This window comes from Mycobacterium sp., from assembly GCF_036490025.1.
GTDB lineage: Bacteria > Actinomycetota > Actinomycetes > Mycobacteriales > Mycobacteriaceae > Mycobacterium.
This window is the reverse complement of sequence record NZ_DASXEP010000049.1, coordinates 1-20,604: the sequence shown is the minus strand read 5'-3', so window position 1 is coordinate 20,604 and position 20,604 is coordinate 1. Positions and strand designations below refer to the sequence as shown.

Genomic DNA, 20,604 nt, shown 5'->3' with positions numbered 1-20,604 from the left:
GGTCAGCCGATCTTGCGGTCGCGGTGTTTACGCCGAGAGGCCAGCTCGTCTTCCGGCGCGGCGATCGACTCGCCGCCGTCGGCGCGTTCGCCGGGGAAATCCGCGATTGCGCCGGTTAGCTCGCGCATCGCTCCGGAGACGGCGATGCCGAACACGCCCTGCCCGCCTTGCAGCAGGTCGACGACTTCTTCGGCCGAGGTGCACTCGTAAACCGTGGTGCCGTCGGAGAACAAGGTGATGTTGGCCAGATCCTTGACGCCGCGCTGACGCAGGTGATCAACCGCGACGCGGATGTTGTGCAACGAGATTCCGGTGTCCAGCAACCGCTTCACGATCTTGAGCACCAGGATGTCTTTGAAGGAATACAGCCGCTGACTGCCGGAACCGGCGGCGCTGCGAATCGACGGCACCACCAGTGAGGTGCGCGCCCAGTAGTCCAGCTGGCGGTACGTGATACCGGCGATTTGGCACGCGCTCGGGCCGCGGTAGCCGACCAGTTCGTCGGGCACTGAATCGTCGGGGAACAAGCCGGCCTGCACGGGTTCGTTCGATGCGCGGATCGCCTGATCGGGGCGGGCTGCTGAACTGTCATCGAGCGCGGTCACAGACTCGAGATCCAGTTGATCTTGACGTGGTTTGTCTCCCACGGTGCTTCCTCTCGCCGATCGCGCTCGTTACGGGCTGCCGGTTTCCGCGTGTGCTCAATCGAGTGCTTGTGAGCATACGCTTTTCGACACGCTGCGGTGTTCGTAGAACTAATCAGTTGAAATCAAATTATGGCGGTCGTGGCCGTGACTCCACGCTATCCAACGCGCGTGTCGAGGTCGAACTCGCAGATGAGACGCATCCGTGATATTGCCAGACAAAGCCGGACCAATTTATTTTGCGAGCCAGCCTCGATTTCAGCTCGGCACTTGTCAGGTGGCTTTGAAATCGTCCGGCGAAACGCTGTCCAGGAATTCTTTGAACTTCTCCACCTCGTCCTCGCGAACAGCGCTGGACGGCTCGTCATCGTTCTCATCGGGAATCAGCAAACCCGCCTCCGCGAGTACCGACTCTTCCACGTAGATCGGCACGCCCACCCGTAGCGCGATGGCGACCGAGTCCGACGGTCGTGCCGAGACGGTGATGTTCCGGTCGAAGATCAAGTCGGCGTAAAACGTGCCTTCCTGCAGGTCGACGATTCGCACTTCTTTGAGCGAATGACCAAGCGCGGCAATGAGATCCCGGATCAAGTCATGTGTCAGTGGACGCGGCGGCTCGACTCCCTGCTGCTCGAGGGCGATCGCGGCGGCCTCGGATTGACCGATCCAGATCGGCAGGTACCGGTCGCCGTTGGCCTCGCGCAGCAACAGCACCGGCTGGTTCTGCGGCTGCTCGACGCGAATGCCGACGACGCGAACTTCACCCATCTGTGTCTGCCCTCCGCACGTGCTGCCGTGTCCATCAGACCTGTTCCGACGTCGCGGTGCAAACACCAAGCCGCCGAACGCAAGCTGTGGTTCCGAAGTCTAGTCCTTCAGCGGTGGAGAACGTCGCGCACGGCGGACTTGATCAACGAGGTGTGCAGCGTGATCGCGAGGGCGGCGACCTCACGCGCGAGGTCGTCGGCGCGGTCCCGGGAGCCGGTCTTGCCAGCCTTGACAAGCGGCCCGGCGATCTGCGCGATCAGGTCCGACTGGCGGTCGGCGGCCGACCGGAATGCCCGCAGATGACGTGGCTCGACGCCGTATTCGGCGAGCGCCCGTGCGCACTGGACGATCACCACGGCGTGCTCGTCGAAGAAGCCGCCCGGCCCGGTAGTGATCACACCCGCTTTGACCAGCGCCGTCAGCAGCTCGTCAGCCACCAGCGAGCGGTCCAGCAGATCCTCGCGGCTCAGTCGGATCCGAGCGGCCGTCACCGCCACCGGGTCGGCTGCGGGCCCCGCTGTCGAGTTGTCGCCGACCGGCACCAATCGCGGTACACCGTAAGGTGATCCGGCGAGCGGCAGCTCACCGTCGGGTTGGGCGTCTAGCTGCGCCTTGATCACCTTCAGCGGCAGGTACTGGTCACGCTGCGCCGTCAGGATGAAGCGGAGGCGTGCGCAGTCGTATGCGGTGAACCGGCGATAGCCCGACGCCGCGCGCTGCGGCGTAACGAGACCCTCGGCCTCCAAGAAGCGAATCTTGGAGATCGTCACATCCGGGAAGTCCGGCCGTAGCAGGTCGAGGACCGCTCCGATCGACATCCCGCTCAGTGCGGGGGTCTCCGGCGCGGTCACTAGCTTCCTGGCCCTCCGCCGTCCTCGCCAACCTTGGGCCCGGTCAGAAAGACCAAGCGGAATTTACCGATCTGAACCTCGTCGCCGTTTGCCAGCACGGCCGAATCGACCGGTTCCCGGTTGACGTAGGTGCCGTTGAGGCTGCCGACGTCAACGACGTGGAACTCCTCGGTTTCCAACCGGAACTCAGCGTGCCGGCGGCTGACGGTCACGTCATCGAGGAAGATGTCGCTGTCGGGATGGCGGCCGGCCGATGTGGTCGGCTGATCGAGCAGGAAGCGGGAACCGGCGTTCGGTCCCCGTTTGACGACCAGCAACGCCGAACCGGCCGGCAGCCCTTCGACACCGGACACCGCGGTTTCGGTGCCCGTCTGCGCGGGAGCGTCCAGTTCGTTGAGGAAGTCAGCGCGGAAGACAGACGTCGTCTCCACGGTGACTTCATCAGAAGTCTGGTCGTTGTCCTTGTCCGTCACCCGCTGCTCCTCACTGACCGCTGCTGCGTTGTCTGGTTGGGTCCGGCCGACCGGTTTCCCACCCGCTGTGACCGTCGATGTGACGACCGTACCGCGCACGGGAGCCCAATGTGCCGTCCCCCGCCGGATCGGCGGCGACATCTGATCGCCGTTCCACGGCGCGCATCGTCGCCGCCGTGTCCCACTGCCCGGCTCCTCCTCACGCCGTTCCACGGCGCGCATCGTCGCCGCGCGGGGAACGATAACAAGCGTCATTCGGACAGCGTGCCGCGGTAGGCCTCGGCGTCGAGCAGCTCGGAGAAACCCTTCTCGAGTGCCTCGCTGTCGACCCGGAGGTCGATCAACCAGCCGCCGCCGTAAGGATCGGAGTTGACCAGCTCGGGGCCGGCCTCCAGATCTTCATTGACGGCAAGGACTTTCGCCGTAACCGGTGCGTACAAGTCCGACACCGACTTGGTGGACTCCACTTCGCCGAAGGCCTCGCCGGCAGTCAGGTCGGTGCCCACGTCAGGCAGTCGGACGAACACGACGTCGCCAAGGGCGGCCTGGGCAAAGTCCGTGATCCCTACCCGGACGGAGTCTTCTCCGGTTCGCCGAATCCACTCGTGTTCGGCGGTGTAGTGCAAATCAGGTGGGATTTCGCTCACGATTTTCCTGTTCTGCTCGATCACTCGGGGTCGATCATTTTCCTGGCTGAGCGTATTGGCGCGGTTTTGGTTGCCGCAAGGCGGTGATGTCTACCTTGTCACCCTGTTGTACCGACATGGTGCCGCCAACGCGTTTGACGCTATCCACCGCGCCGCCGGGAATGTTCATCGCCGCCGCGAGAGTCGGTGGATCACCAATGGCGACAACCGAATACGGTGGGACGAGGGTTTTGCCGTCGACGGTCAGCGCCCCCGGGGCACCGACGATCCAGGTGTCGACGCCGGTCCGCACCGCCTGGCGCCAATCGCTGATCTGGATAGCCTCGGCCCCGGCCGCCCGCAATTCGTCGAGCACGTCGAGCATCGGCTGCGGCGCGACACCCGGTCCGGGGTCGTCGATCCGCACGGTGACACCGGGACCGGTGGCGCCGACCGTGCCGATCAGGATCGACAACGCCGCCAACCGGTCCTGAGCGTTCTGGATGGCGGCCTGGTCGCCGCTGCCCGATGCCTGCAGGGCGTTCAACGAGCGTTGCAGTTCGGCGACTTCGGTGCTGAGCGTCGCTTCGCGTTGACGCAGGGAATCCAGCAGCACCAGCAGGTCGGCGGGACGAGCCGTGTCCAGCGAGTCGCCGGTAGTGGTCTGGCGCACCTGGGTGGCGATGGCCGCCCCCAGCAGCAGGCACAGCATCAGGGCCAGCGTGCCGAAGACATTGCGGCCGCGCCGCAGAAATCCGCGGGGCCGCAGCTCTCCGATCGCGGGTTGCGGCTGATGCGGCGCCAGCTCATGCCGCCCGTGCTGCGCGGCCCCGTCACCGCCGTCCTGCCCTTCGGTGGGCTCGTCGGCTTCGGGATCGGTATCGCTCATGTCGGCCTCATACCCGTTTACGCCCCAAACAGGCGGCGGCGCAACGCCGCGGTGTTGCCGAAGATGCGGATACCCAGCACGACGATGATTGCCGTCGACAGCTGTGTACCGACGCCGAGTTGGTCCCCGACGTAGACGATCAGCGCTGCGACCAACACGTTGAAGACGAACGAGACCACGAAGACCTTCGGGTCGAAAATCCGCTCCAGGTAGGCCCGCAACCCGCCGAAGACCGCGTCGAGCGCCGCGACCACCGCGATCGGCAAGTAGGGCTGAACGATTTCCGGCACGCTGGGGTGAAAGACCAAGCCCAGCACGATACCGACGACCAGCGCTGCGATACCGATCATCGGTGCTCTGCCCCCACTATTCGGATTTCTCGCACTAGGTTTTCTCGCACTGGGTTTTGTCGCACTACGAAGAACCAATCTGTTTGGCGAACTTGACTTCTCGCACTGCACCGGCGGGCAGCGTGAGGTTGTCCCGGGCACTGACGTCGAGGCCGACGCCGTATGAGGTCTCCAGGAGCCGCAGCCGGCGCAAGCCCGGGCTGTTGTCGAACACGTCTTGCATGGCATGTGGCGGGCCGACCGCAAGGACCGCATACGGGCTGCTGACCGGGTTGTTGTCGACCAGAATCGCACCGCCGGCCTGGCGGATGGTCACGTTCGGCCCGATCCGGACGCCGCCGACGGAAATCGCCTCGGCGCCGCTGGCCCACAACGAGTTGACTACCAACTGCAAGTCCCGGTCGAGGATGATCTGCTGGCTGCCGGCGACCCGCTGTTTGGACACATCGGACAGGTTCGGTGCGAGGCCCGGGTCGGTGACCTTGACGCTCAGTCCCGGACCGGTGACCGGGGTGCTTGCGGCGGCCAGGCTGAGCCGGTCGAGGCTGGCGAGCAGCCGCCGGCCTGCGGCGTCTTGGGCCAACGCCGCCCGCTGAACGTCGTCGCGTTGTGTCGTAAGCGTATTGCGGCGTCTGGTCAGCTCGCTCGTCGCCGCCTCTTCGGAGCGCACGCCGGCGGCCAGCACCCGTTGGGCTGCACTGACCCCCGGCGCGACCAGCCGGGCCTGGGCGACCGCCGCCGCGAACACGGTGGCCACCAACAACGCGGCCAGCGCTTGCCAAAACCAGCCCATCACACGGCCTCGACCGCTGTGCTGCTCGGCGGTGTCGTTCCGCCGCGCGGCTGCGGCCGCATAGCCGGGATCCAGGTGCTCGGAAAGAAGGGCGCGCAGCAGCGACGGCACCGGGATCAGCTGCGGCTGTCCCGCATTGTGTGCGCTGAGTCCGGCATAGGGGTCGTACCCGCCGAGCGCCTGGTCAGCCATCGCGGGCCTTCACCGGCGGCATCCGGCGCAGCACCATGACGACCTGCCACGCGTACACCACGAACGACCACAGGTACATGTACATGCCCCAGATCAAAAACGCCCACCCGCAAGCCAATACGACACGACTCCACAGCGCGTCCGACTGGCCAAGCAAGATCAGCGGGAAGGCCGACATCAGCGCGAACGTCGCCGCCTTGCCGACGTAGATGACCGGCAACGTGGTGATGCCGCGGGTGCGCAGCAGTGGGATTTCGGCGGCCAGCAGCACATCGCGGACCAGCAGGACGATGATGATCCACCACGGCACGATGCCGCGCAGCCCGAAGACGATCGGCACTGTCACCATGTAGAGCCGGTCGACGGCGGGATCCAAATACTCCCCCAGCCTTGACGATTGGTTCAGCAGCCGGGCGACCTTGCCGTCGGCCCAGTCGGACGCGCCGCTGAAAATCAGGATGATCGCAGCCCACGCGTCGGCATGGGCACGGAGGAGCAGATACACGAAGACCGGGATCAGTGCCAGCCGGAGTCCGCTGAGCACGTTCGGCGCCGTCAACAGCCGGTCGTGGCCGGGCGGCCGGTTCATCTGCGGTGACCTTATCCCTTATCTGAAGATGCCGGGCAGGCTGAGCGCGGAAAGCGAGTCGTCCGCGAGTGGGTTGTCGTGCACCATGTAAGTCCACGTCGACGTTGGACGGGCCAACTTGGACAGATCCACGCCCGGCTCGTCTTCGATCGACGGTGAGGTTTCGAAGGTCTGCTGGGCCGCCTCGATCGCGTCGGCTGCCAGCGACGCGAACGCGTCGACGGCCATCCGGTGGAATTCGTCGAGCGGGTTCTGCCGTCCCAGGGCACGCAGATGGATGCTCTCTCGGATGTCGGCCAGGTAGGCAAGGTGGTCGGCCCAGCCGCGGTCGAGGTGATACAGCATGATCAGCCGGCAGATTTTCTGCAGCTGCTCTTCGGAAAGCTGTTCCGACAGTTCCTCGTAACGCTCGGGGGCCAGCTCGGCCAGCTCCTCGCGAGCCGCGGCGGTGCTGAGCAGGGTGTTGCGCCGCTCCACGATGATGGCGCGCTGCTGGGCGATCAACTGGTTGTAGCGCCAGGTGTTTGCATGCACGTCGAGCAGGCGTCCCTCGGCCACTCGCTGGGCGTGCTCGAGCAGTCCGGCACCCTTGGTGCTGACGATGCGGCCGTATTCGTCGGTCTGCGTCGGCAGCTTGTTGGGCTCGAGGTTGGCCGCGGCAACGTCGTCTTGCCAGCTGGAGAAGAAAACCGACGAACCCGGGTCGCCCTGACGACCGGCGCGGCCGCGCAGCTGGTTGTCGAGTCGCTCGGTGTGATGGCGGCCGGTGCCGACGACGTGCAGACCACCGAGTTCAACGACCTTCTCGTGGTCGGCCTCATCGGAGCCGCCCAGCCGGATGTCGGTTCCGCGACCGGCCATCTGCGTGGACACCGTGACCGCTCCGAGCTTGCCGGCCTCGGCGATCACCGCCGCTTCTTCGGCGTCGTTCTTCGCGTTGAGCACCACCGCGGGGACACCGCGACGCTGCAGCCGATCGTGCAGCTCTTCGGACTCGGCCACGTCGCGGGTACCGACCAGGACGGGTTGTCCGGTTTCGTGGATGTCGATGATGTGCGCGATGATCGCATCGCTTTTCGCCGCAGCCGTGATGTAGACCCGGTCGGTTTCGTCTTCGCGAATATTGGGTGTGTTCGGGGCAATCGGGGAAACACCGAGCTTGTAGAACTGGCGCAGCTGTTCGCCTGCGGCCAACGCGGTTCCGGTCATGCCGCACACCGTCAGGTACCGGTTGATCAGGGCCTGCACGGTGATGGTGTCGAGCACCTCGCCGGTCTCGGTGGTCTCGATGCCTTCTTTGGCCTCCACGGCCGCCTGGAGGCCGTCGGGCCAGCGTTGCAGCTGGGCGATGCGGCCACGGGAGGCGTTGATCAGGTGCACGGCGTCGTCGCGCACGATGTAGTGTACGTCGCGGTGCAACAGGACATGCGCGTGCAGCGCGACGTTGACTTCGGTGAGCGTGGTGCCGACGTGCTCCTCGGAGTAGAGATCGATTCCGCCAAGCTGCTTTTCGAGTTTGTGCGCCCCGGCGTCGGTCAGATGGACGTTGCGGCTGTCGGCGTCGGTGTCGAAATCCTCGCCGGCGTGCAACTCGCCGACCAGCCGGATGATCTCCAGCCGCGGCTTCTCGCGGTGGCTGGTTCCGGCCAGCACCAGCGGCACTAACGCCTCGTCGACCAGTACCGAGTCCGCCTCGTCGATCAGGGCCACGTCCGGGTTGGGCGACACCAGGTCGTCGACGTCGGTCACCAGCTGATCGCGCAGCACGTCGAAGCCGATCTCGTTGACGGACGCATAGGTGACGTTGCACCTGTACGCCTTGCGACGCTCCTCGGCGCTCGATTCGCCGGTCACCCAGCCGACGGTGACGCCCAGGGCCTCCAGCAGCGGAGCCATCCATTCGGCATCGCGGCGGGCCAGGTAGTCGTTGATGGTGACGACGTGGACGTGCCGCCCACCCAACGCGTAGCCCGCGGCGGCGATCGCCCCGGCCAGCGTCTTGCCCTCACCGGTTGCCATCTCGACCACGTCGCCGGCCAGCATCCGTAGTGCGCCGAGCAGCTGCACGTCGAACGGCCGCAGCCCGGTGGCTCGTTCGCCGGCTTCCCGGGCGATGGCGAGGAACTGCGGGATGTCGTCGGCGTCGGCGAGGTCGTCGAGATCGAGCAGGCCTGCGGCCTTGCGTAACTGGTCGTCGTCGAGGTCGGCGGCTTTCTCGTCGTACTCAGCCGACGCGTTGACCTGGGCCAGCGAGCGGCCTTGGTTCTTCTCGGTGCTGGCACCGAGCAGTCGCCAGAAGCGACTGCTCAACCGGCCGGACGACGAGCTGGTGGTCTTTGGCACAGGTCAACGGTACAAGCCGCCGGTGACGATGCAGGGCGGGACGCCCTGAGGAGGAGGCGGTAAGTGAAGCTATAGCATCACGCCAGATTGGATCGGCGTGGATAAGCGACGTCGGGATCGGTGAGCGCGTTGACCACGGCGGGCAGACCGCTGCTCAGGGCACGCGTCAACGCCGGCCTCAGCTCGGCGGGCGCCGAGACCAGCTCGCCGTGCCCACCGAGTGCACGCACCACCTCGTCGTAGCGGGTGGCCGGCCGTAGTTCGGCCACCACCGAGTAGCCGTACAGCGCTTCCATCGGATGCTTCTCCAGAGCCCAGATGCCGTTGTTGCCGATCACCGACACGACGGGAACGTTGTGCCTGACCAATGTGTCCCATTCCATGCCGCTGAACCCGAAGGCGCCGTCGCCTTGCAGCAACACGACCTGGCGGTCCGGTCGGGCCAGCTTGGCGGCCAGCGCGTAGCCGGGACCCGAACCGAGGCAGCCGAAGGGCCCGCTGTCCAGCCAGGCACCCGGGACGTAGCTGTCGATCACCCGGCCCGCATACGAGCCGAAGTCACCGGCGTCGACGACGACGATCGCGTCGCGGTCCAGCAGCGGCGCGAGTTCGGCATAGACCCGCATCGGGTGCAGCGGGCTGCGGTCGTCGGCCAGCTCGCCCTGTTCACGTTCGCGCGCCGCGGTCTCCGTCGCGCGTAGCTCGGCGACCCACTCCTGGTGCCCGCGGTCATCCGGCCGCGGCGTTTCGCCCAGCACGGTCAGGGTCGCCGACAGATCACCGTAGAGCCCGGCGGCGATCGGGCGTGGATGGTCGCGGTCGGGCTGCACGCGGTCGGCCACGATCAACTGGGTTTCCTGGCCGAATACCGCGCCGAAGCCCAGCCGGAAATCCATCGGCACTCCAATTACGACCGCAACATCGGCCTCCCCCAACGCTTTTGAGCGCGCCCGGGAAAACGCCAGTGGATGGTCGGCGGGCACGGTGCCGCGGGCCATGCCGTTCATCAGCACGGGGATCTGACGTTGCTCGGCCAGTCGCAGCAGCGCCGATTCGGCATGACCCCACCAGACGTTGGTGCCCGCCATGATCACCGGCCGCCGCGCGGCGCCGAGCAGGCTGACCGCGCGGTCGAGCGCGTCACCGTCGGGCAGCGTTGGCGACGCCGACGCGGTCAGGGCGCCGGGCTGTCCGGCGTCGGCGGCGACGGAGAAGACGTGGTCCATCGGAAAGTCGACAAATGCCACACCCGAGGGCGCGCCGACCGTGGCCCGCAGCGCGTCGTCGATCAGCCCGCTGACCGCCTCGGCCGACGGCGCGGTGGCGGCGAATCGGGTCAGCGGTGCCACGAACGGCACGTGGTCGATCTCCTGCAGCGATCCCATCCCCCATCGCCCCGCTGGTGCCCGGCCACCGAGCACCAGTAGCGGCGACGAGTTCTGCTGGGCCGCAGCCATTGCGCTCATGCCGTTTGTCACACCGGGGCCGGCGGTCAGTGCGGCCACGCCCGGCTGGCGTGTCACCTTCGACCAGCCTTCGGCCGCGAACGTGGCGGTCTGCTCGTGGCGGGTGTCGATCAGGCGAATACCCTCACTTCGGCATCCGTCATAGATCGAGAACAAGTGACCGCCGGACAGGGTGAAGACGGTGTCGATTCCGCTGGCTTTCAGCCGACGGGCGACCAGTCGGCCGGCATGGAAGGTGTCCTCGGCGTCGTTGCCCATGGGCGCAGCCTATCGGCCCTCCTGCGGTACTTTCGCGGGGAAGCATCCACAAGACGTTGCCCGGACAGGCTCGTCAGCAAGGAGACGTGACCTTGGAGCCAAAGCCATTCAAGCCGTCGATCGACTGGTCCGGGGCGACCATCGAGTCACTGTGGTGGCTGGCCAAAGGCTGGGCGATCGCCGCGGTGTGCGTGCTGCTCGTGTTGGTCTTGCTGCGATTCCTCACCGGGTGGGGCCGTCAATACTGGCGGATCACCGGCGGCTACTTCACCGGGCGGCACGCCGTGCCGGTCTGGCTGCAGCTGGCCGCTTTGCTGATGTTGGTCCTTTTCTCGGTCCGCGTGACGGTCCTGATCAGTTATTTCAGCAATGACATGTTCAGCTCGCTGCAAACGGCCTTCGGGGGCATCGTGTCCGGCGACGAGAAAATCAAGCAATCGGGCATCGATGGTTTTTACACGTCGCTCGTTCACTTCAGCCTGCTCGCAACGCTATTCATCGCTCGGATACTGGTCGACATCTACCTGACGCAGCGATTCATCATCCGCTGGCGCATGTGGCTGACCGGGCACCTCACCGACGACTGGTTGAAGGGCAGGGCCTACTACCGGGACCTGTTCATCGACGACACCATCGACAACCCCGACCAGCGTATCCAGCAGGACGTCGACATCTTCACCGCAGGCGTCGGCGCGACACCGAACATTCCGTCCAATGAGACGGCCAACACCTTGTTGTTCGGAGCGGTGCGCGCGGTGGTATCGGTCGTCTCGTTCGCCGCGATCCTCTGGAATCTGTCCGGGCCTCTGGACGTGCTCGGCATCGGGCTGCCACGCGCGATGTTCTGGATCGTCATCGTCTTCGTGGTGATCTCGACCGTCGTTGCATTCTGGCTCGGCCGGCCGTTGATTTGGCTCAGCTTCGACAACGAAAGGCTCAATGCCGCGTTTCGGTACGCGCTGGTTCGACTCCGCGACGCTGCCGAGGCGGTGGGGTTCTATCGGGGTGAACGGGTCGAGCGGACGACGCTGTGGGGACGCTTCACCCCGATCATCGGTAACTACCGTCGGTTTGTCCGCCGGACGATCTTGTTCAACGGCTGGAACTGGTCGATGTCGCAGACGATTGTGCCGCTGCCGTGGATCGTTCAGGCACCGAGGCTTTTTGCCGGTCAGATTGCCCTCGGCGACGTCACGCAGACGGCAACCGCCTTCGGTGAGATCCAGGACTCACTGTCGTTCTTCCGAAACAACTATGACGCCTTCGCCGCCTTCCGTGCGGCGATCATCCGTTTGCACGGTTTGATCGACGCCAATGACAAGGGCCGGGACCTGCCCGCGGTGCTGACGCGGCCCACCGACGACGGGTCCGTCGAGTTCGACGGCGTGGAGGTGCGCACACCCGACGGTGACCCGCTTGTCGACTCGCTGGACGTGCGGTTGGAATCCGGTCAGTCGCTGGTGATTACCGGTCAGTCCGGCGCCGGCAAGACCACTCTGCTGCGCAGCCTTGCCGAATTGTGGCCGTACGCCTCGGGGACACTGCGGTGTCCGGACGGAGACAACGAGACGATGTTCTTGTCGCAGTTGCCGTATGTGCCGCTGGGCACGCTCCGCACGGTGGTGTGCTATCCGAATTCACCGGCTGAGATCTCCGACGAGACGTTGCAGGAGACGCTGACAAAGGTTGCGCTGGCACCGCTGAGCCAGCGTCTCGACGAGGTGCGGGACTGGGCCAAAGTGCTGTCCCCCGGTGAGCAACAGCGGGTGGCCTTCGCGCGCATCCTGCTCACCAAACCCAAGGCGGTGTTCCTCGACGAAAGCACGTCGGCACTTGACGAAGGGCTCGAACACGCGCTTTATCAGTTGCTGCACAACGCATTACCGGATTCCGTGGTGGTCAGTGTCAGTCATCGACCGGCCGTGGAGCTGTTCCACAATCGGCACTTGGAACTGCTCGGCGGCGGCCCGTGGCGCCTCGGGCCGGTGAGCAGACAGCCGGCGCCGGTCTAGCGGTTGCCGGCCGCGTGGGTGCCCGCGCGGCGCCCGAAGAACGATCCTTCACCTAGCTGTGTGCCGCTGGCGTATCCCTTGCCGTCCTGGGCGATGTTGGACGCGCATGCCCCGACGGCGTACAGGCCCGGGACGACTCCGCCGTCGCTGCGTCGCACTTCGCCGTCGACGGTGACTGCCAGACCGCCCATCGTGAATCCGGAGTACATCGCCCGTCCGAGTGACAGGTCGAATACGGCCCACGGCCCATGGTCTTGCGGCGCAACATATTCCGGCTGCTTGTGGAAATCCGGATCCTCGCCTTTGGCGGCAAACTCGTTGTAGCGGTTCAATGTCGCCGCGACGCTGCCCGCGGGGATATCGAGCGCTGTCTCCAATTCGCTGATCGTCTCGTAGCCGTCGAGGAACCGGATCAACGGCATCGCGGGCATCTCGGTATGAGCTTCGTCGACGATCAGATACGCGGTCTGGTCCGGCTGCTCCAGCACGAAAGCCGATGTGCGCGAATGGTAGGAGTCCTCGGCGACGAAGCGCTTGCCCTCCTTGTTCACGATGACACCGGTCAGCAGGACTTCGGGCGGATACGCCGCCGCGGTGATGAACTTTTCGTTCATGTTCTCAGCGACGCCCCCCGCCGAGACGCCCATTCTCAGGCCCAGTCCGTCGTCATTGGGGTTGCCCAGGATGTAGGGCGCCACCAGGCCGTGGTGTTTGGTGCGCCGCGACTGGCCCAGTGCGGGAGTGTATTCGGCGACCATCTCCGGGTTCATCGCGAAACCACCGGCGGCGATGATGACGGAGTTGGCTTTGACCGCGCCGGTTTCGGTGAAGTGTTTCCAGACGACGCCGACCACGGTGCCATCGGCGTCCAGGACCAGGTTGGTCGCGCCGGTCTCGTATCGGATCTGCACACCCAGCTCGTCGGCGCGTTTGAGCAGCAGATCGATCACCATCGCCGCACCACCGAGTTCGCCGGGCACCGGCACGGAATGCCCGCGCGGCGACGGCATCGCCTGCTCGCAGAACGGCCACACCTTTTCGTTGCCGGTATAGCTCAGGCCTTCGGTGCCCGGTGGAACGACTACTTTGCCCGGGTAGAAGCTGCGTTCGAACCGAAAACCCAAGTCCTCCAACCAGTTGAAGTGCTCGACGCTGCCGTCGCTGTAGGCGCGGATCTTCTCATGATCGGGCTCACGCGACACCGCGACCAGATACTTGTACATCTCCTCGGCCGAGTCGAGATGCCCGGTCGCCTGTTGGACCGCCGTGCCGCCGCCGAGATAGAAGTGCCCGCCGGCAAGCGAGGTGGTGCCGCCGGCCGCGGCCGCGCGCTCCAGCACCAGTACCCGCGCGCCCGCGGCGGCGGCGCTGACGGCGGCGCAACCGCCGCCGATGCCGAAGCCGACCACCACCACGTCCACATCGTCCGACCAGGACGTCACGTCCTCAGCGCTGAAGGTTGCTGGGATATCGGTACTCACCCTATCGCTGCTCCTGCTTGATGTAGTCGAAGAACTGCCGCATCTCGGCTGAGAAGTGCGCGATCTCCAGGAACGGAACCCCGGATTGCGGCGCGGACAGATAGGCGAACCGCAAGCCACCGGGCATCACGCCCTGTTGTGCCACAGCTGCTCCTTGTTCGGCAGCTGAGGCCAGCGCGGCATCGAAGGCCTCGGGGCTGTCGGCCTCGACGCAAATGTGGTGCAGACCCGCTCCGCTGTCCCGCAGAAAGTCACTATAGATATTAGGGCCGCGGACCGGTTCGATCAGCTCGAGTTGCATGTCGCCGAGATAGCTCAGCGAAATGTTGGCCACGAAATCGGCCGGGTGGCCCAGATAGCTACAGGTGTCCGGCGCGAAGTGGACATCGGGCAGCCGGATCCATTTCTTGACCCCTAACAGGCCGGTGAGGGCCGTTTCCGTGACATCCAAGTCGTGGGTCGCCCAGGCGACCTGGACCGGCGACCCGAAGGAAAGACTCATCGCTTCGCAGAATAACGCAGCGTCGACCCCGGCAGAAACCACCGGGATGATGTTGCCACCGCGAGGCAGGCGTGGCGCCGAAGCTCACCCTGAACACGTTCTAGTTCGGGGATGGTGCCCCGAACGTCTGCGCCCCGAGGTCGGGCTGGTTCAGCACGCTGACCAGCAGCCGCACCTGGGTATCGAATACCGCCTGCGGGTCGCTCAGCGTGTCGCCGCCGTATTGCCCGAACACCTCGAGACTGATCGCGCCCACGACGCCGGCCCAGATTGCAAAACATTTAGCGATGACGGGATCGTCGCCGGGAAACCCGAACTCTTGCCGGAGCCGATCAAAGTCTGACGATATCGGTTGTGGTGCATGGTAATCCGTCAATTTGATGTCGCCGGTCGCGATGCCGGCCGCGACAGCATCGAACAACGCGCCGACCACCCTCGTACCGGGGCCGACCGTCCGCTCGGCCGGTGCGTGGTAGCCGGGCACAGGGCTGCCGTACAACAGCGCCCAGCTGGCCGGGTGGGCGATCGCCCAGCTGCGGGCCGCGTGCGCGATGGCGACCGCGTCATCGCTCCACACCTCCGGCATGGCGTCGCGGGCGCCATCCACCGCGTCGGCGAGCTCGGAATACGCGTCGACCAGCAGCAACGTCAGCAGCTCATCGCGGCTGGAAACGTATCGATATACCGCCGATGACACCATCCCCAGATCACGGGCGATGGCGCGCAGCGACAACCCGCTCGCGCCGTGCTCGACCAGATGGCGACGGCCGAGCTCGATGATCCGCGCTTCGATGCGTTCACGTGAGTCGCGTCGCTTCGCCATTTGGCCAGTGTGACACGAAGGAGATCAGTGCTCTTGTTTTTCCGGCGGCGTTGTGCCAGGGTCTTTCTAGCGAGAGCACCGCTCTCTCACCGAGTCTTCCGAAAGGATGTGCATCATGTCGGTGCGATACGACGAACCCCATCGCGCGGCGATAGCCGCCAATACGCTGGTCCGCTGGCTGGCTGAACTCGGCCTCAGCATCGCCGGCACCCGGGCCCTGAGGGTCCGTGGCCGCAAGACGGGCCGGATTCGCCACGTGGTGGTCAACGTGCTGACCATCGACGGCCTCGACTACCTGGTCTCGCCGCGCGGCACCACCCAGTGGGTGCGCAATCTCCGGGCGGCCGGTGCGGTCGAGATGGGGCCGCGTTGGCGACGTCGCAGATTCCGGGCCACCGAAGTGGGCGATGCGGACAAACCGGAGCTACTCCGGAAGTATCTGGACAGGTGGTACTGGGAAGTCAAGGGCCACATCGCGGGGTTGACCCCGGATTCCGGCGATGAGCAGTTACGGGCTGCAGCGCCGTCGATCCCGGTGTTCGCGCTGGCTGGTGTGGGCTGATTGCTAGATCGACGGGCCGCCGATGCCGACGTCCTGGCGGACCTCCTGGGTGGTGGACTGCCATGACACCGCGGCCGGCAAATCGCCCCACACGCTGTTGAAGATGCCGACCATCCGGGCGGGTCCGGGGCCACTGGTGAGGTAGACCGGTCCGCCGGAGTCGCCCTGCTGGCTGATGGCGCCGTGCCCCATGGTGAACCAGCCGTTGTTGACGCTCTCGACGGTCCCGCAGCTCTCGCCGCTGACCACACCGAAGTGGCAGATAGGTTCCCCGGGCGTCACCACCAAGCCGGGGTCCGACTGCAATATGCGTCCGCCGGGCAGGACGTTGTTCACCGCGACGTCCGGGGCCAGCACGATCGATTCATAATCAGCGATTTGCTGGTCGGTGTTGACGAACGCGCCGTTGGGTGTGTTGTCCCGGAATGTCGCGAGGTTCCCGATGACCCTGTTGTCCTTGTCGAAGACTGGGCCGTCGCCCCGACAATGGCCCGCAGTGAACGCCACTCGCAATCCCGGGTCGACATAACCCAGGGTGCACAGGTGCCCGCCCTGGCGTATTTCCATTCCGGGAAAAACCAGAACGGGGTCGGCCTTGGCGATGACGGGAAAGCAGGCAGCCGCCAGCACGGCGGTAACTGTCGCGCCGAACGCGCGGATTGCCGGACGGCGCACCGTCGACTCCGATCCGTCGGGGCCGGCGCGGCGCCGGCCGGCTTTCAGGCTACCGGGCCAACGTGATGTGATGCGCCGTAACGCAACGGATCCGATCGTTCGGGAGCGCGTCGGTTGTGGCCGCCACGCTCCCGTCGCGATCAGGGAATGGTCAGTACCTGCCCCGGCTGGATCAGGTCCGGGTTGGAGATGCCGCTGGCATCGGCGATCACCTGGTACTTGCTGCCGTCGCCGTAGAACCGCTCGGAGATCGCCCACAACGTGTCGCCGGACTCGACGGTGTATGTCCGCGCCGGCTCGGGCTCGGGCTCCGAGACGGCGGCTTCCTCAACCGCGGGCTCGGCTGGGGCTGCCGGTGCGGCGGCCTCGGGCTCGGGCGGTGGCGGCGCGTCGGTCTCGGTCTTGCTCGACCAGGCGGCGCCGTCGGCGGAGTACAGCACCAGATTGCGGTCGTCCTGCAGGACGAGACGCACGTTCTTCTTGCCCTTGGTGTCGGTGTGCCACACCGGCTTGTCGGCGGTATAGATGACGAAATTGCCGTCGCCTTGGACCTCGGCGCGGACCACGTCCTCGCCGTTGGTCTTCGACGACCAGATCGCATGGCCACGCGCTGCCAGGACCAAGTTCCCGTCGTCCTGCAACGTCAGGGTGTAGGCCCCGTTGCTCGAGGTAAGTGATTCACCTTTGACAAGTTTTTGTCCCTCGGTGAGCGTGTCTCCCACTGCATTCCTCCTCGTCGTCACGGCCTGGCGGATTCCGGCCTCCGTCGTCGAACTTACTGATATTGGCTTAGCCATGGGGGCTTTCGGCTCGCGGTAATAAAAACGCTGGATGAACTAAGAAGGACTCGCCAGGTCCGGGGCGACTACCGAGACGGCGTCAGCGGAGTGCGGGCCCCGGGCCGGGCGGCGGATGCCGGCTGCCACCCGGGCGGCCCGAAGACGTAGCCGAGCCGGTCGCGCAGACGCGTCGCCGACCGGAAATCTCTGGCGATAGACAGGTATTCGTGAATCTGGAGTTTCCAGACCTTGAAGGTAGTCACCTGCTTGGTCAACCCGTAGTGCGGACGAAACGTCTCTTGCCGGAAGCTGCCTAACAGCCGATCCCAGACAATAAAGATCCCGCCGTAGTTCTTGTCGAGGTATTCAGCATCCATGCCGTGGTGCACGCGATGATGAGAGGGCGTGTTGAAGACGAATTCGAAAGGCGCCCACATTCTGCCGATCCGTTCGGTGTGCACCCAGAACTGATAGATCAGGTTGATCGAGAAGCTGAAGAAAACCATCCACGGCGCAATACCCAATAGCGGCAACGGTATCCACATCAGAATCTCGCCGCTGTTGTTCCATTTCTGGCGCAGTGCGGTGGCGAAGTTGAAGTACTGACTCGAGTGGTGGGCCTGGTGGGTGGCCCAGATCAGCCGAACCCGGTGCGCCATGCGGTGATAGCAGTAGTAGAGCAAATCGACACCGAGGATCGCGATCACCCAGGTGTACCAACGCGTCGCCGGTAACTGCCAGGGAGCCAGGTAGGCGTAGATCGCCGCGTATCCGAGCACGGCGATGAACTTCCAGCCCGCGGTGGTGGCCACCGAGATCAATCCCATCCGGATGCTCGCCCACGAATCGGCGCTCAGGTATGCGCCCGAATTCGGGCGGCCCGATTGCTCGATGCTCTCGAGCTTGCGGGCCGCCGTCCACTCCAGAATCAACAGTAGAAGAAAGAACGGAATCGCAAATAACACCGGGTCCCGCATCTGCTCCGGCAGAACGGATAAGAATCCGGCGATCGCATTCACATCCCACAGCCTACGACGGCGGTGGCCTGTGCTTCGAAACTGATCAGGCTAATCCGTGTGGGGCGCCCGGGGCATGGGCTCGTCCTCATCGCCGGCGTACCAGTGCACCGCCTGAACGCCTTCTTGCAAAGACAGTTCGGCGACGAGCTGTTCCAGCCTGGACGGCGCATGGCCGTCGCTGAGTAGGTAGGCGGTCAACGCGACGCTGTCGTCGCCCGTGCGTCCAGTGTGGATGCCACGCAACACCAAGCGGTCGCCGCCGCCACCGGTGCGCTGGACAATCTGCGCTCGCGCATACTTTTCGGACTTGGGCCGACAGATCAGCTGCAGCTGATAAGGCTGGTCGTCTTCGTCTTCCTCCACCACACTGTCGCCGTGGTCGATCAGGTGACCCAGCGGACGTCCGAGCAGGTGAATCGCGACCACAGTGCCTGTCGCGATCAGCGCGAACACCAGATGCCCGCCGGCCGCGAGGACGCCGACCGCAGCCGAGCACCACAACGTCGCCGCGGTGTTGAGCCCGCGCACATTGAACCCCTCGCGCAGGATCACCCCACCACCGAGGAAGCCGACCCCGGAGACCACATAGGACGCCACCCGGGTCGGGCTGCTGTCGTTGGTAGCGACCGCGTAAAGCACGAACAGCGTCGCGCCCGTGGCTACCAGCGCGTTGGTCCGCAGCCCGGCCCGCCGGGCCTGCCATTGCCGCTCGATTCCGATGAGGGCGCCACAGCCGAGTCCCACCCCAAGTCGCAGCGTGAACTCCGCGATACTCAGCGTCTGCATGACGCGGCTCTCCTTTCCTCTGGACCGAGGTGACTACCAGTGTGGGCGAAGCAGCGCGAGATTGCCCGCGTCACCACGCCGGCGTCATATTGGGTCGACTCGCCGCGCAAGGCCAACGTCGCAGCCCTGACGGCATGTGTTCGGAATGCTGCTGCCGCCGTTGGGGTTAGGCCCAGCTGGAGCCGACGGCGGAGTCGGTGCTGTTCATGTTGTTGCCGGCGGTTTGCACCTTTTGGCCATGAGCGTTGGCTTGTTGGTAGATGACCTGGAAGTTGCGGCCCAACTGGGTGATGAATTCCTGGCAGGCCACCGAGCCTGAGCCGCCCCAGAAGTCGCCGGCGGCCAGTACATCGCGCACGATGGCCTGGTGTTCGGCTTCCAGGTTGGCGGCCTGGGCGCGGATCAGCGCGCCGTGGGCATCGACATCACCGAACTGGTAGTTGATCGACATGAGTGTTCTCCTATGAGGTTTCGGTGATCGGCTAGCTGGACAGGATCTGCTGAGAGGCCTGCTCTTGGGACTCGTAGTTGTTCGCGTCGCGGATCAGCCCGTCGCGCACCCCGTGCAGCATGTTGACGATGTTGCGGAAGGCGGTGTTCATCTGGCCCATGGTGTCGAAGGAGGTGGCTTGGGCCATCCCGCTCCAGCTCGCCCCGGCGATGTTCTGACTCGAGGCCCACATCTTGCGGGCCTCATCCTCGACGGTTTGGGCGTGCACGTCGAAACGGCCCGCCATCGACCGCATCTCATGCGGGTCAGTCATAAAACGTGTGGGCATGTCCTTCTCCTTATCGTGGCGTTCTAAGAGTTAATACGCTGTGGGGCAAGGGATTACCCGCCCGCTGGCGAGCGTGGCATCACTTTGGCGGCGACTTTGGAACCCATGGCGCTCATACCGCGTCCGGCCAGTGCACCCATCAGTCCCTGAGAGAACGGGCTGCTGGGCAGGCCGGTCGTCATGCTGGGGGCGGCGACGCTGTTGGCGGGCAGCGTCGGGCCGGCGTGGACGACCTCCGCACCGGGGACACCGGTGTGCCAGGCGTTCGGCACCGACAGCCCGCCGGCGTGCATTGCCGAGGCCATCGAGGCCTGGATCCCTGCTCCCCACTTGGACAGCTGGCCGCCCACCCCGCTCATCACGGTTGCGGCCTTGCCGTCGACCAGCTTGGAGACGTTGTCCAGCAGCGATTCCTGCATGCTGGCCAGCGTGCCGGCGCCGGCGCCGGCGCTGGCACCGCCACCGCTGCCGCCGCTCATGAACATACGAGCGGGCGTGCTGCCCAACATGCCCATGTAGTAGACGCCCTGCACCGGAAGCAGCGCGGCGGTGGGATTGGCGGCGATCGCAGCTATCGTCGTTGGGAGCCAGGCGTCAAACCCGGACAAGCCCGTCAGGCCATCCGACGGGCCGCCAAAAAGGGCCGCAACGGCGTTGAGGATCGCCGTAAGGAAGGCGTCGCTGGTTGCGTCGGCTGGCGCCGCGGCGCCGGCGAGTGCCGCCGCCGGGCTCGCGCCACTGGTCACCATCGGCGCAACGCTTTGTGCGGGCAGCGCGCCGCTGGCGGACGTGGAGCTCAGGTTGTAGGTGTCCATGCCCAGCGCGTCCTGGATCCACATGTCCAGGTACTCGGCCTCGTTCTGGGCGATCGCTCCGGTGTTTTGGCCGAGGAAGTTGTTGGACACCAAGGCGGTCAACTCCGCCCGGTTGGCGGCGATCAGCGG

Annotated in this window: 23 protein-coding genes; 2 read left to right on the top strand and 21 right to left on the bottom strand. The window is 65.5% G+C overall.

The window, feature by feature from the left end:
- Nucleotides 1-2 precede the first annotated feature (2 nt).
- The 11 genes from VGG53_RS05735 to VGG53_RS05685 form a co-directional block, all read right to left on the bottom strand.
- The gene (locus VGG53_RS05735) at nt 3-647 is read right to left on the bottom strand and encodes a MerR family transcriptional regulator (RefSeq protein ID WP_331517022.1); all 645 of its coding nucleotides are present in this window, start codon (nt 645-647) and stop codon (nt 3-5) included.
- A gap of 270 nt (nt 648-917) precedes the next feature.
- On the bottom strand, nt 918-1,412 hold the full coding sequence (locus VGG53_RS05730; protein ID WP_331517021.1) for a bifunctional nuclease family protein: 495 nt from the start codon (nt 1,410-1,412) through the stop codon (nt 918-920).
- A 107-nt stretch (nt 1,413-1,519) separates the two neighbouring features.
- Nucleotides 1,520-2,263 (bottom strand): MerR family transcriptional regulator, encoded by a 744-nt coding sequence (locus tag VGG53_RS05725; protein WP_331517020.1) that lies wholly within the window; start codon nt 2,261-2,263, stop codon nt 1,520-1,522.
- Entirely contained in the window at nt 2,263-2,736 is a 474-nt protein-coding gene (gene garA / locus VGG53_RS05720; RefSeq protein ID WP_331517025.1) for a glycogen accumulation regulator GarA, read from the bottom strand. The genes VGG53_RS05725 and garA overlap by 1 nt, the downstream gene beginning before the upstream one ends.
- A gap of 251 nt (nt 2,737-2,987) precedes the next feature.
- Entirely contained in the window at nt 2,988-3,383 is a 396-nt protein-coding gene (gene gcvH / locus VGG53_RS05715) for a glycine cleavage system protein GcvH (RefSeq protein ID WP_331517019.1), read from the bottom strand.
- Between the two features lie 34 nt (nt 3,384-3,417).
- Nucleotides 3,418-4,251, bottom strand: coding sequence for a DUF881 domain-containing protein (locus VGG53_RS05710; RefSeq protein WP_331517018.1), 834 nt, complete (start codon nt 4,249-4,251; stop codon nt 3,418-3,420).
- Between the two features lie 17 nt (nt 4,252-4,268).
- Nucleotides 4,269-4,601, bottom strand: coding sequence for a small basic family protein (locus VGG53_RS05705; protein WP_331517017.1), 333 nt, complete (start codon nt 4,599-4,601; stop codon nt 4,269-4,271).
- A 64-nt stretch (nt 4,602-4,665) separates the two neighbouring features.
- Complete coding sequence (locus VGG53_RS05700) at nt 4,666-5,586, bottom strand: DUF881 domain-containing protein (RefSeq protein ID WP_331517016.1); 921 nt, start codon at nt 5,584-5,586, stop codon at nt 4,666-4,668.
- Nucleotides 5,579-6,175, bottom strand: a complete 597-nt coding sequence (locus tag VGG53_RS05695; protein ID WP_331517015.1) for a CDP-alcohol phosphatidyltransferase family protein — start codon at nt 6,173-6,175, stop codon at nt 5,579-5,581. Before VGG53_RS05695 ends, VGG53_RS05700 begins: the two co-directional genes overlap by 8 nt.
- 18 nt (nt 6,176-6,193) lie before the next feature.
- Nucleotides 6,194-8,518, bottom strand: coding sequence for an accessory Sec system translocase SecA2 (gene secA2, locus VGG53_RS05690; RefSeq protein WP_331517014.1), 2,325 nt, complete (start codon nt 8,516-8,518; stop codon nt 6,194-6,196).
- A gap of 77 nt (nt 8,519-8,595) precedes the next feature.
- On the bottom strand, nt 8,596-10,242 hold the full coding sequence (locus VGG53_RS05685; protein ID WP_331517013.1) for an acetolactate synthase: 1,647 nt from the start codon (nt 10,240-10,242) through the stop codon (nt 8,596-8,598).
- 92 nt (nt 10,243-10,334) lie between these two features.
- Here VGG53_RS05685 and VGG53_RS05680 point away from each other — a divergent pair, with 92 nt between their 5' ends.
- Nucleotides 10,335-12,254: an ABC transporter ATP-binding protein/permease gene (locus VGG53_RS05680; protein ID WP_331517024.1), complete on the top strand. Its 1,920-nt coding sequence runs from the start codon at nt 10,335-10,337 to the stop codon at nt 12,252-12,254.
- On the opposite strand, the gene VGG53_RS05675 is transcribed toward VGG53_RS05680, so the two are convergent.
- The 3 genes from VGG53_RS05675 to VGG53_RS05665 all read right to left on the bottom strand — a co-directional run bounded on the left by VGG53_RS05675 (nt 12,251) and on the right by VGG53_RS05665 (nt 15,060).
- Complete coding sequence (locus VGG53_RS05675) at nt 12,251-13,735, bottom strand: FAD-binding protein (RefSeq protein WP_331517012.1); 1,485 nt, start codon at nt 13,733-13,735, stop codon at nt 12,251-12,253. The genes VGG53_RS05680 and VGG53_RS05675 overlap by 4 nt on opposite strands.
- A gap of 1 nt (nt 13,736) precedes the next feature.
- Entirely contained in the window at nt 13,737-14,237 is a 501-nt protein-coding gene (locus VGG53_RS05670) for a VOC family protein (protein WP_331517011.1), read from the bottom strand.
- A gap of 100 nt (nt 14,238-14,337) precedes the next feature.
- Nucleotides 14,338-15,060, bottom strand: coding sequence for a TetR/AcrR family transcriptional regulator (locus tag VGG53_RS05665; protein WP_331517010.1), 723 nt, complete (start codon nt 15,058-15,060; stop codon nt 14,338-14,340).
- Nucleotides 15,061-15,175: 115 nt separating this feature from the next.
- Between VGG53_RS05665 and VGG53_RS05660 the strand changes: the two genes are divergently transcribed.
- Nucleotides 15,176-15,622: a nitroreductase/quinone reductase family protein gene (locus tag VGG53_RS05660; RefSeq protein WP_331517009.1), complete on the top strand. Its 447-nt coding sequence runs from the start codon at nt 15,176-15,178 to the stop codon at nt 15,620-15,622.
- Nucleotides 15,623-15,625: 3 nt separating this feature from the next.
- On the opposite strand, the gene VGG53_RS05655 is transcribed toward VGG53_RS05660, so the two are convergent.
- The 7 genes from VGG53_RS05655 to VGG53_RS05625 all read right to left on the bottom strand — a co-directional run.
- The gene (locus VGG53_RS05655) at nt 15,626-16,297 is read right to left on the bottom strand and encodes a hypothetical protein (RefSeq protein ID WP_414688891.1); all 672 of its coding nucleotides are present in this window, start codon (nt 16,295-16,297) and stop codon (nt 15,626-15,628) included.
- A gap of 140 nt (nt 16,298-16,437) precedes the next feature.
- Nucleotides 16,438-17,019 carry a LysM peptidoglycan-binding domain-containing protein gene (locus VGG53_RS05650; protein ID WP_331517008.1) on the bottom strand — a complete coding sequence of 194 codons (582 nt, stop codon included), beginning with the start codon at nt 17,017-17,019 and terminating at the stop codon, nt 16,438-16,440.
- 143 nt (nt 17,020-17,162) lie between these two features.
- Nucleotides 17,163-18,095 carry a sterol desaturase family protein gene (locus VGG53_RS05645; protein ID WP_331517007.1) on the bottom strand — a complete coding sequence of 311 codons (933 nt, stop codon included), beginning with the start codon at nt 18,093-18,095 and terminating at the stop codon, nt 17,163-17,165.
- Nucleotides 18,096-18,143: 48 nt separating this feature from the next.
- Nucleotides 18,144-18,881, bottom strand: coding sequence for an MgtC/SapB family protein (locus VGG53_RS05640; RefSeq protein WP_331517006.1), 738 nt, complete (start codon nt 18,879-18,881; stop codon nt 18,144-18,146).
- A 166-nt stretch (nt 18,882-19,047) separates the two neighbouring features.
- The gene (locus tag VGG53_RS05635) at nt 19,048-19,332 is read right to left on the bottom strand and encodes a WXG100 family type VII secretion target (RefSeq protein WP_331517005.1); all 285 of its coding nucleotides are present in this window, start codon (nt 19,330-19,332) and stop codon (nt 19,048-19,050) included.
- Nucleotides 19,333-19,363: 31 nt separating this feature from the next.
- Nucleotides 19,364-19,660: a WXG100 family type VII secretion target gene (locus VGG53_RS05630; RefSeq protein ID WP_331517004.1), complete on the bottom strand. Its 297-nt coding sequence runs from the start codon at nt 19,658-19,660 to the stop codon at nt 19,364-19,366.
- Nucleotides 19,661-19,713: 53 nt separating this feature from the next.
- Nucleotides 19,714-20,604: PPE domain-containing protein (locus VGG53_RS05625; RefSeq protein ID WP_331517003.1), on the bottom strand; the 891-nt coding region annotated here is incomplete at its 5' end.

Bases quoted from the DNA above. Each gene is read 5' to 3' on its own strand.
- VGG53_RS05640 (WP_331517006.1), bottom strand. From the start codon at position 18,881: ATGCAGACGCTGAGTATCGCGGAGTTCACGCTGCGACTTGGGGTGGGA.
- VGG53_RS05695 (WP_331517015.1), bottom strand. From the start codon at position 6,175: ATGAACCGGCCGCCCGGCCACGACCGGCTGTTGACGGCGCCGAACGTG.
- VGG53_RS05710 (WP_331517018.1), bottom strand. From the start codon at position 4,251: ATGAGCGATACCGATCCCGAAGCCGACGAGCCCACCGAAGGGCAGGAC.
- VGG53_RS05665 (WP_331517010.1), bottom strand. From the start codon at position 15,060: ATGGCGAAGCGACGCGACTCACGTGAACGCATCGAAGCGCGGATCATC.
- VGG53_RS05670 (WP_331517011.1), bottom strand. From the start codon at position 14,237: ATGAGTCTTTCCTTCGGGTCGCCGGTCCAGGTCGCCTGGGCGACCCAC.
- VGG53_RS05685 (WP_331517013.1), bottom strand. From the start codon at position 10,242: ATGGGCAACGACGCCGAGGACACCTTCCATGCCGGCCGACTGGTCGCC.
- VGG53_RS05635 (WP_331517005.1), bottom strand. From the start codon at position 19,332: ATGTCGATCAACTACCAGTTCGGTGATGTCGATGCCCACGGCGCGCTG.
- VGG53_RS05630 (WP_331517004.1), bottom strand. From the start codon at position 19,660: ATGCCCACACGTTTTATGACTGACCCGCATGAGATGCGGTCGATGGCG.
- VGG53_RS05705 (WP_331517017.1), bottom strand. From the start codon at position 4,601: ATGATCGGTATCGCAGCGCTGGTCGTCGGTATCGTGCTGGGCTTGGTC.
- VGG53_RS05730 (WP_331517021.1), bottom strand. From the start codon at position 1,412: ATGGGTGAAGTTCGCGTCGTCGGCATTCGCGTCGAGCAGCCGCAGAAC.
- VGG53_RS05660 (WP_331517009.1), top strand. From the start codon at position 15,176: ATGTCGGTGCGATACGACGAACCCCATCGCGCGGCGATAGCCGCCAAT.
- VGG53_RS05700 (WP_331517016.1), bottom strand. From the start codon at position 5,586: ATGGCTGACCAGGCGCTCGGCGGGTACGACCCCTATGCCGGACTCAGC.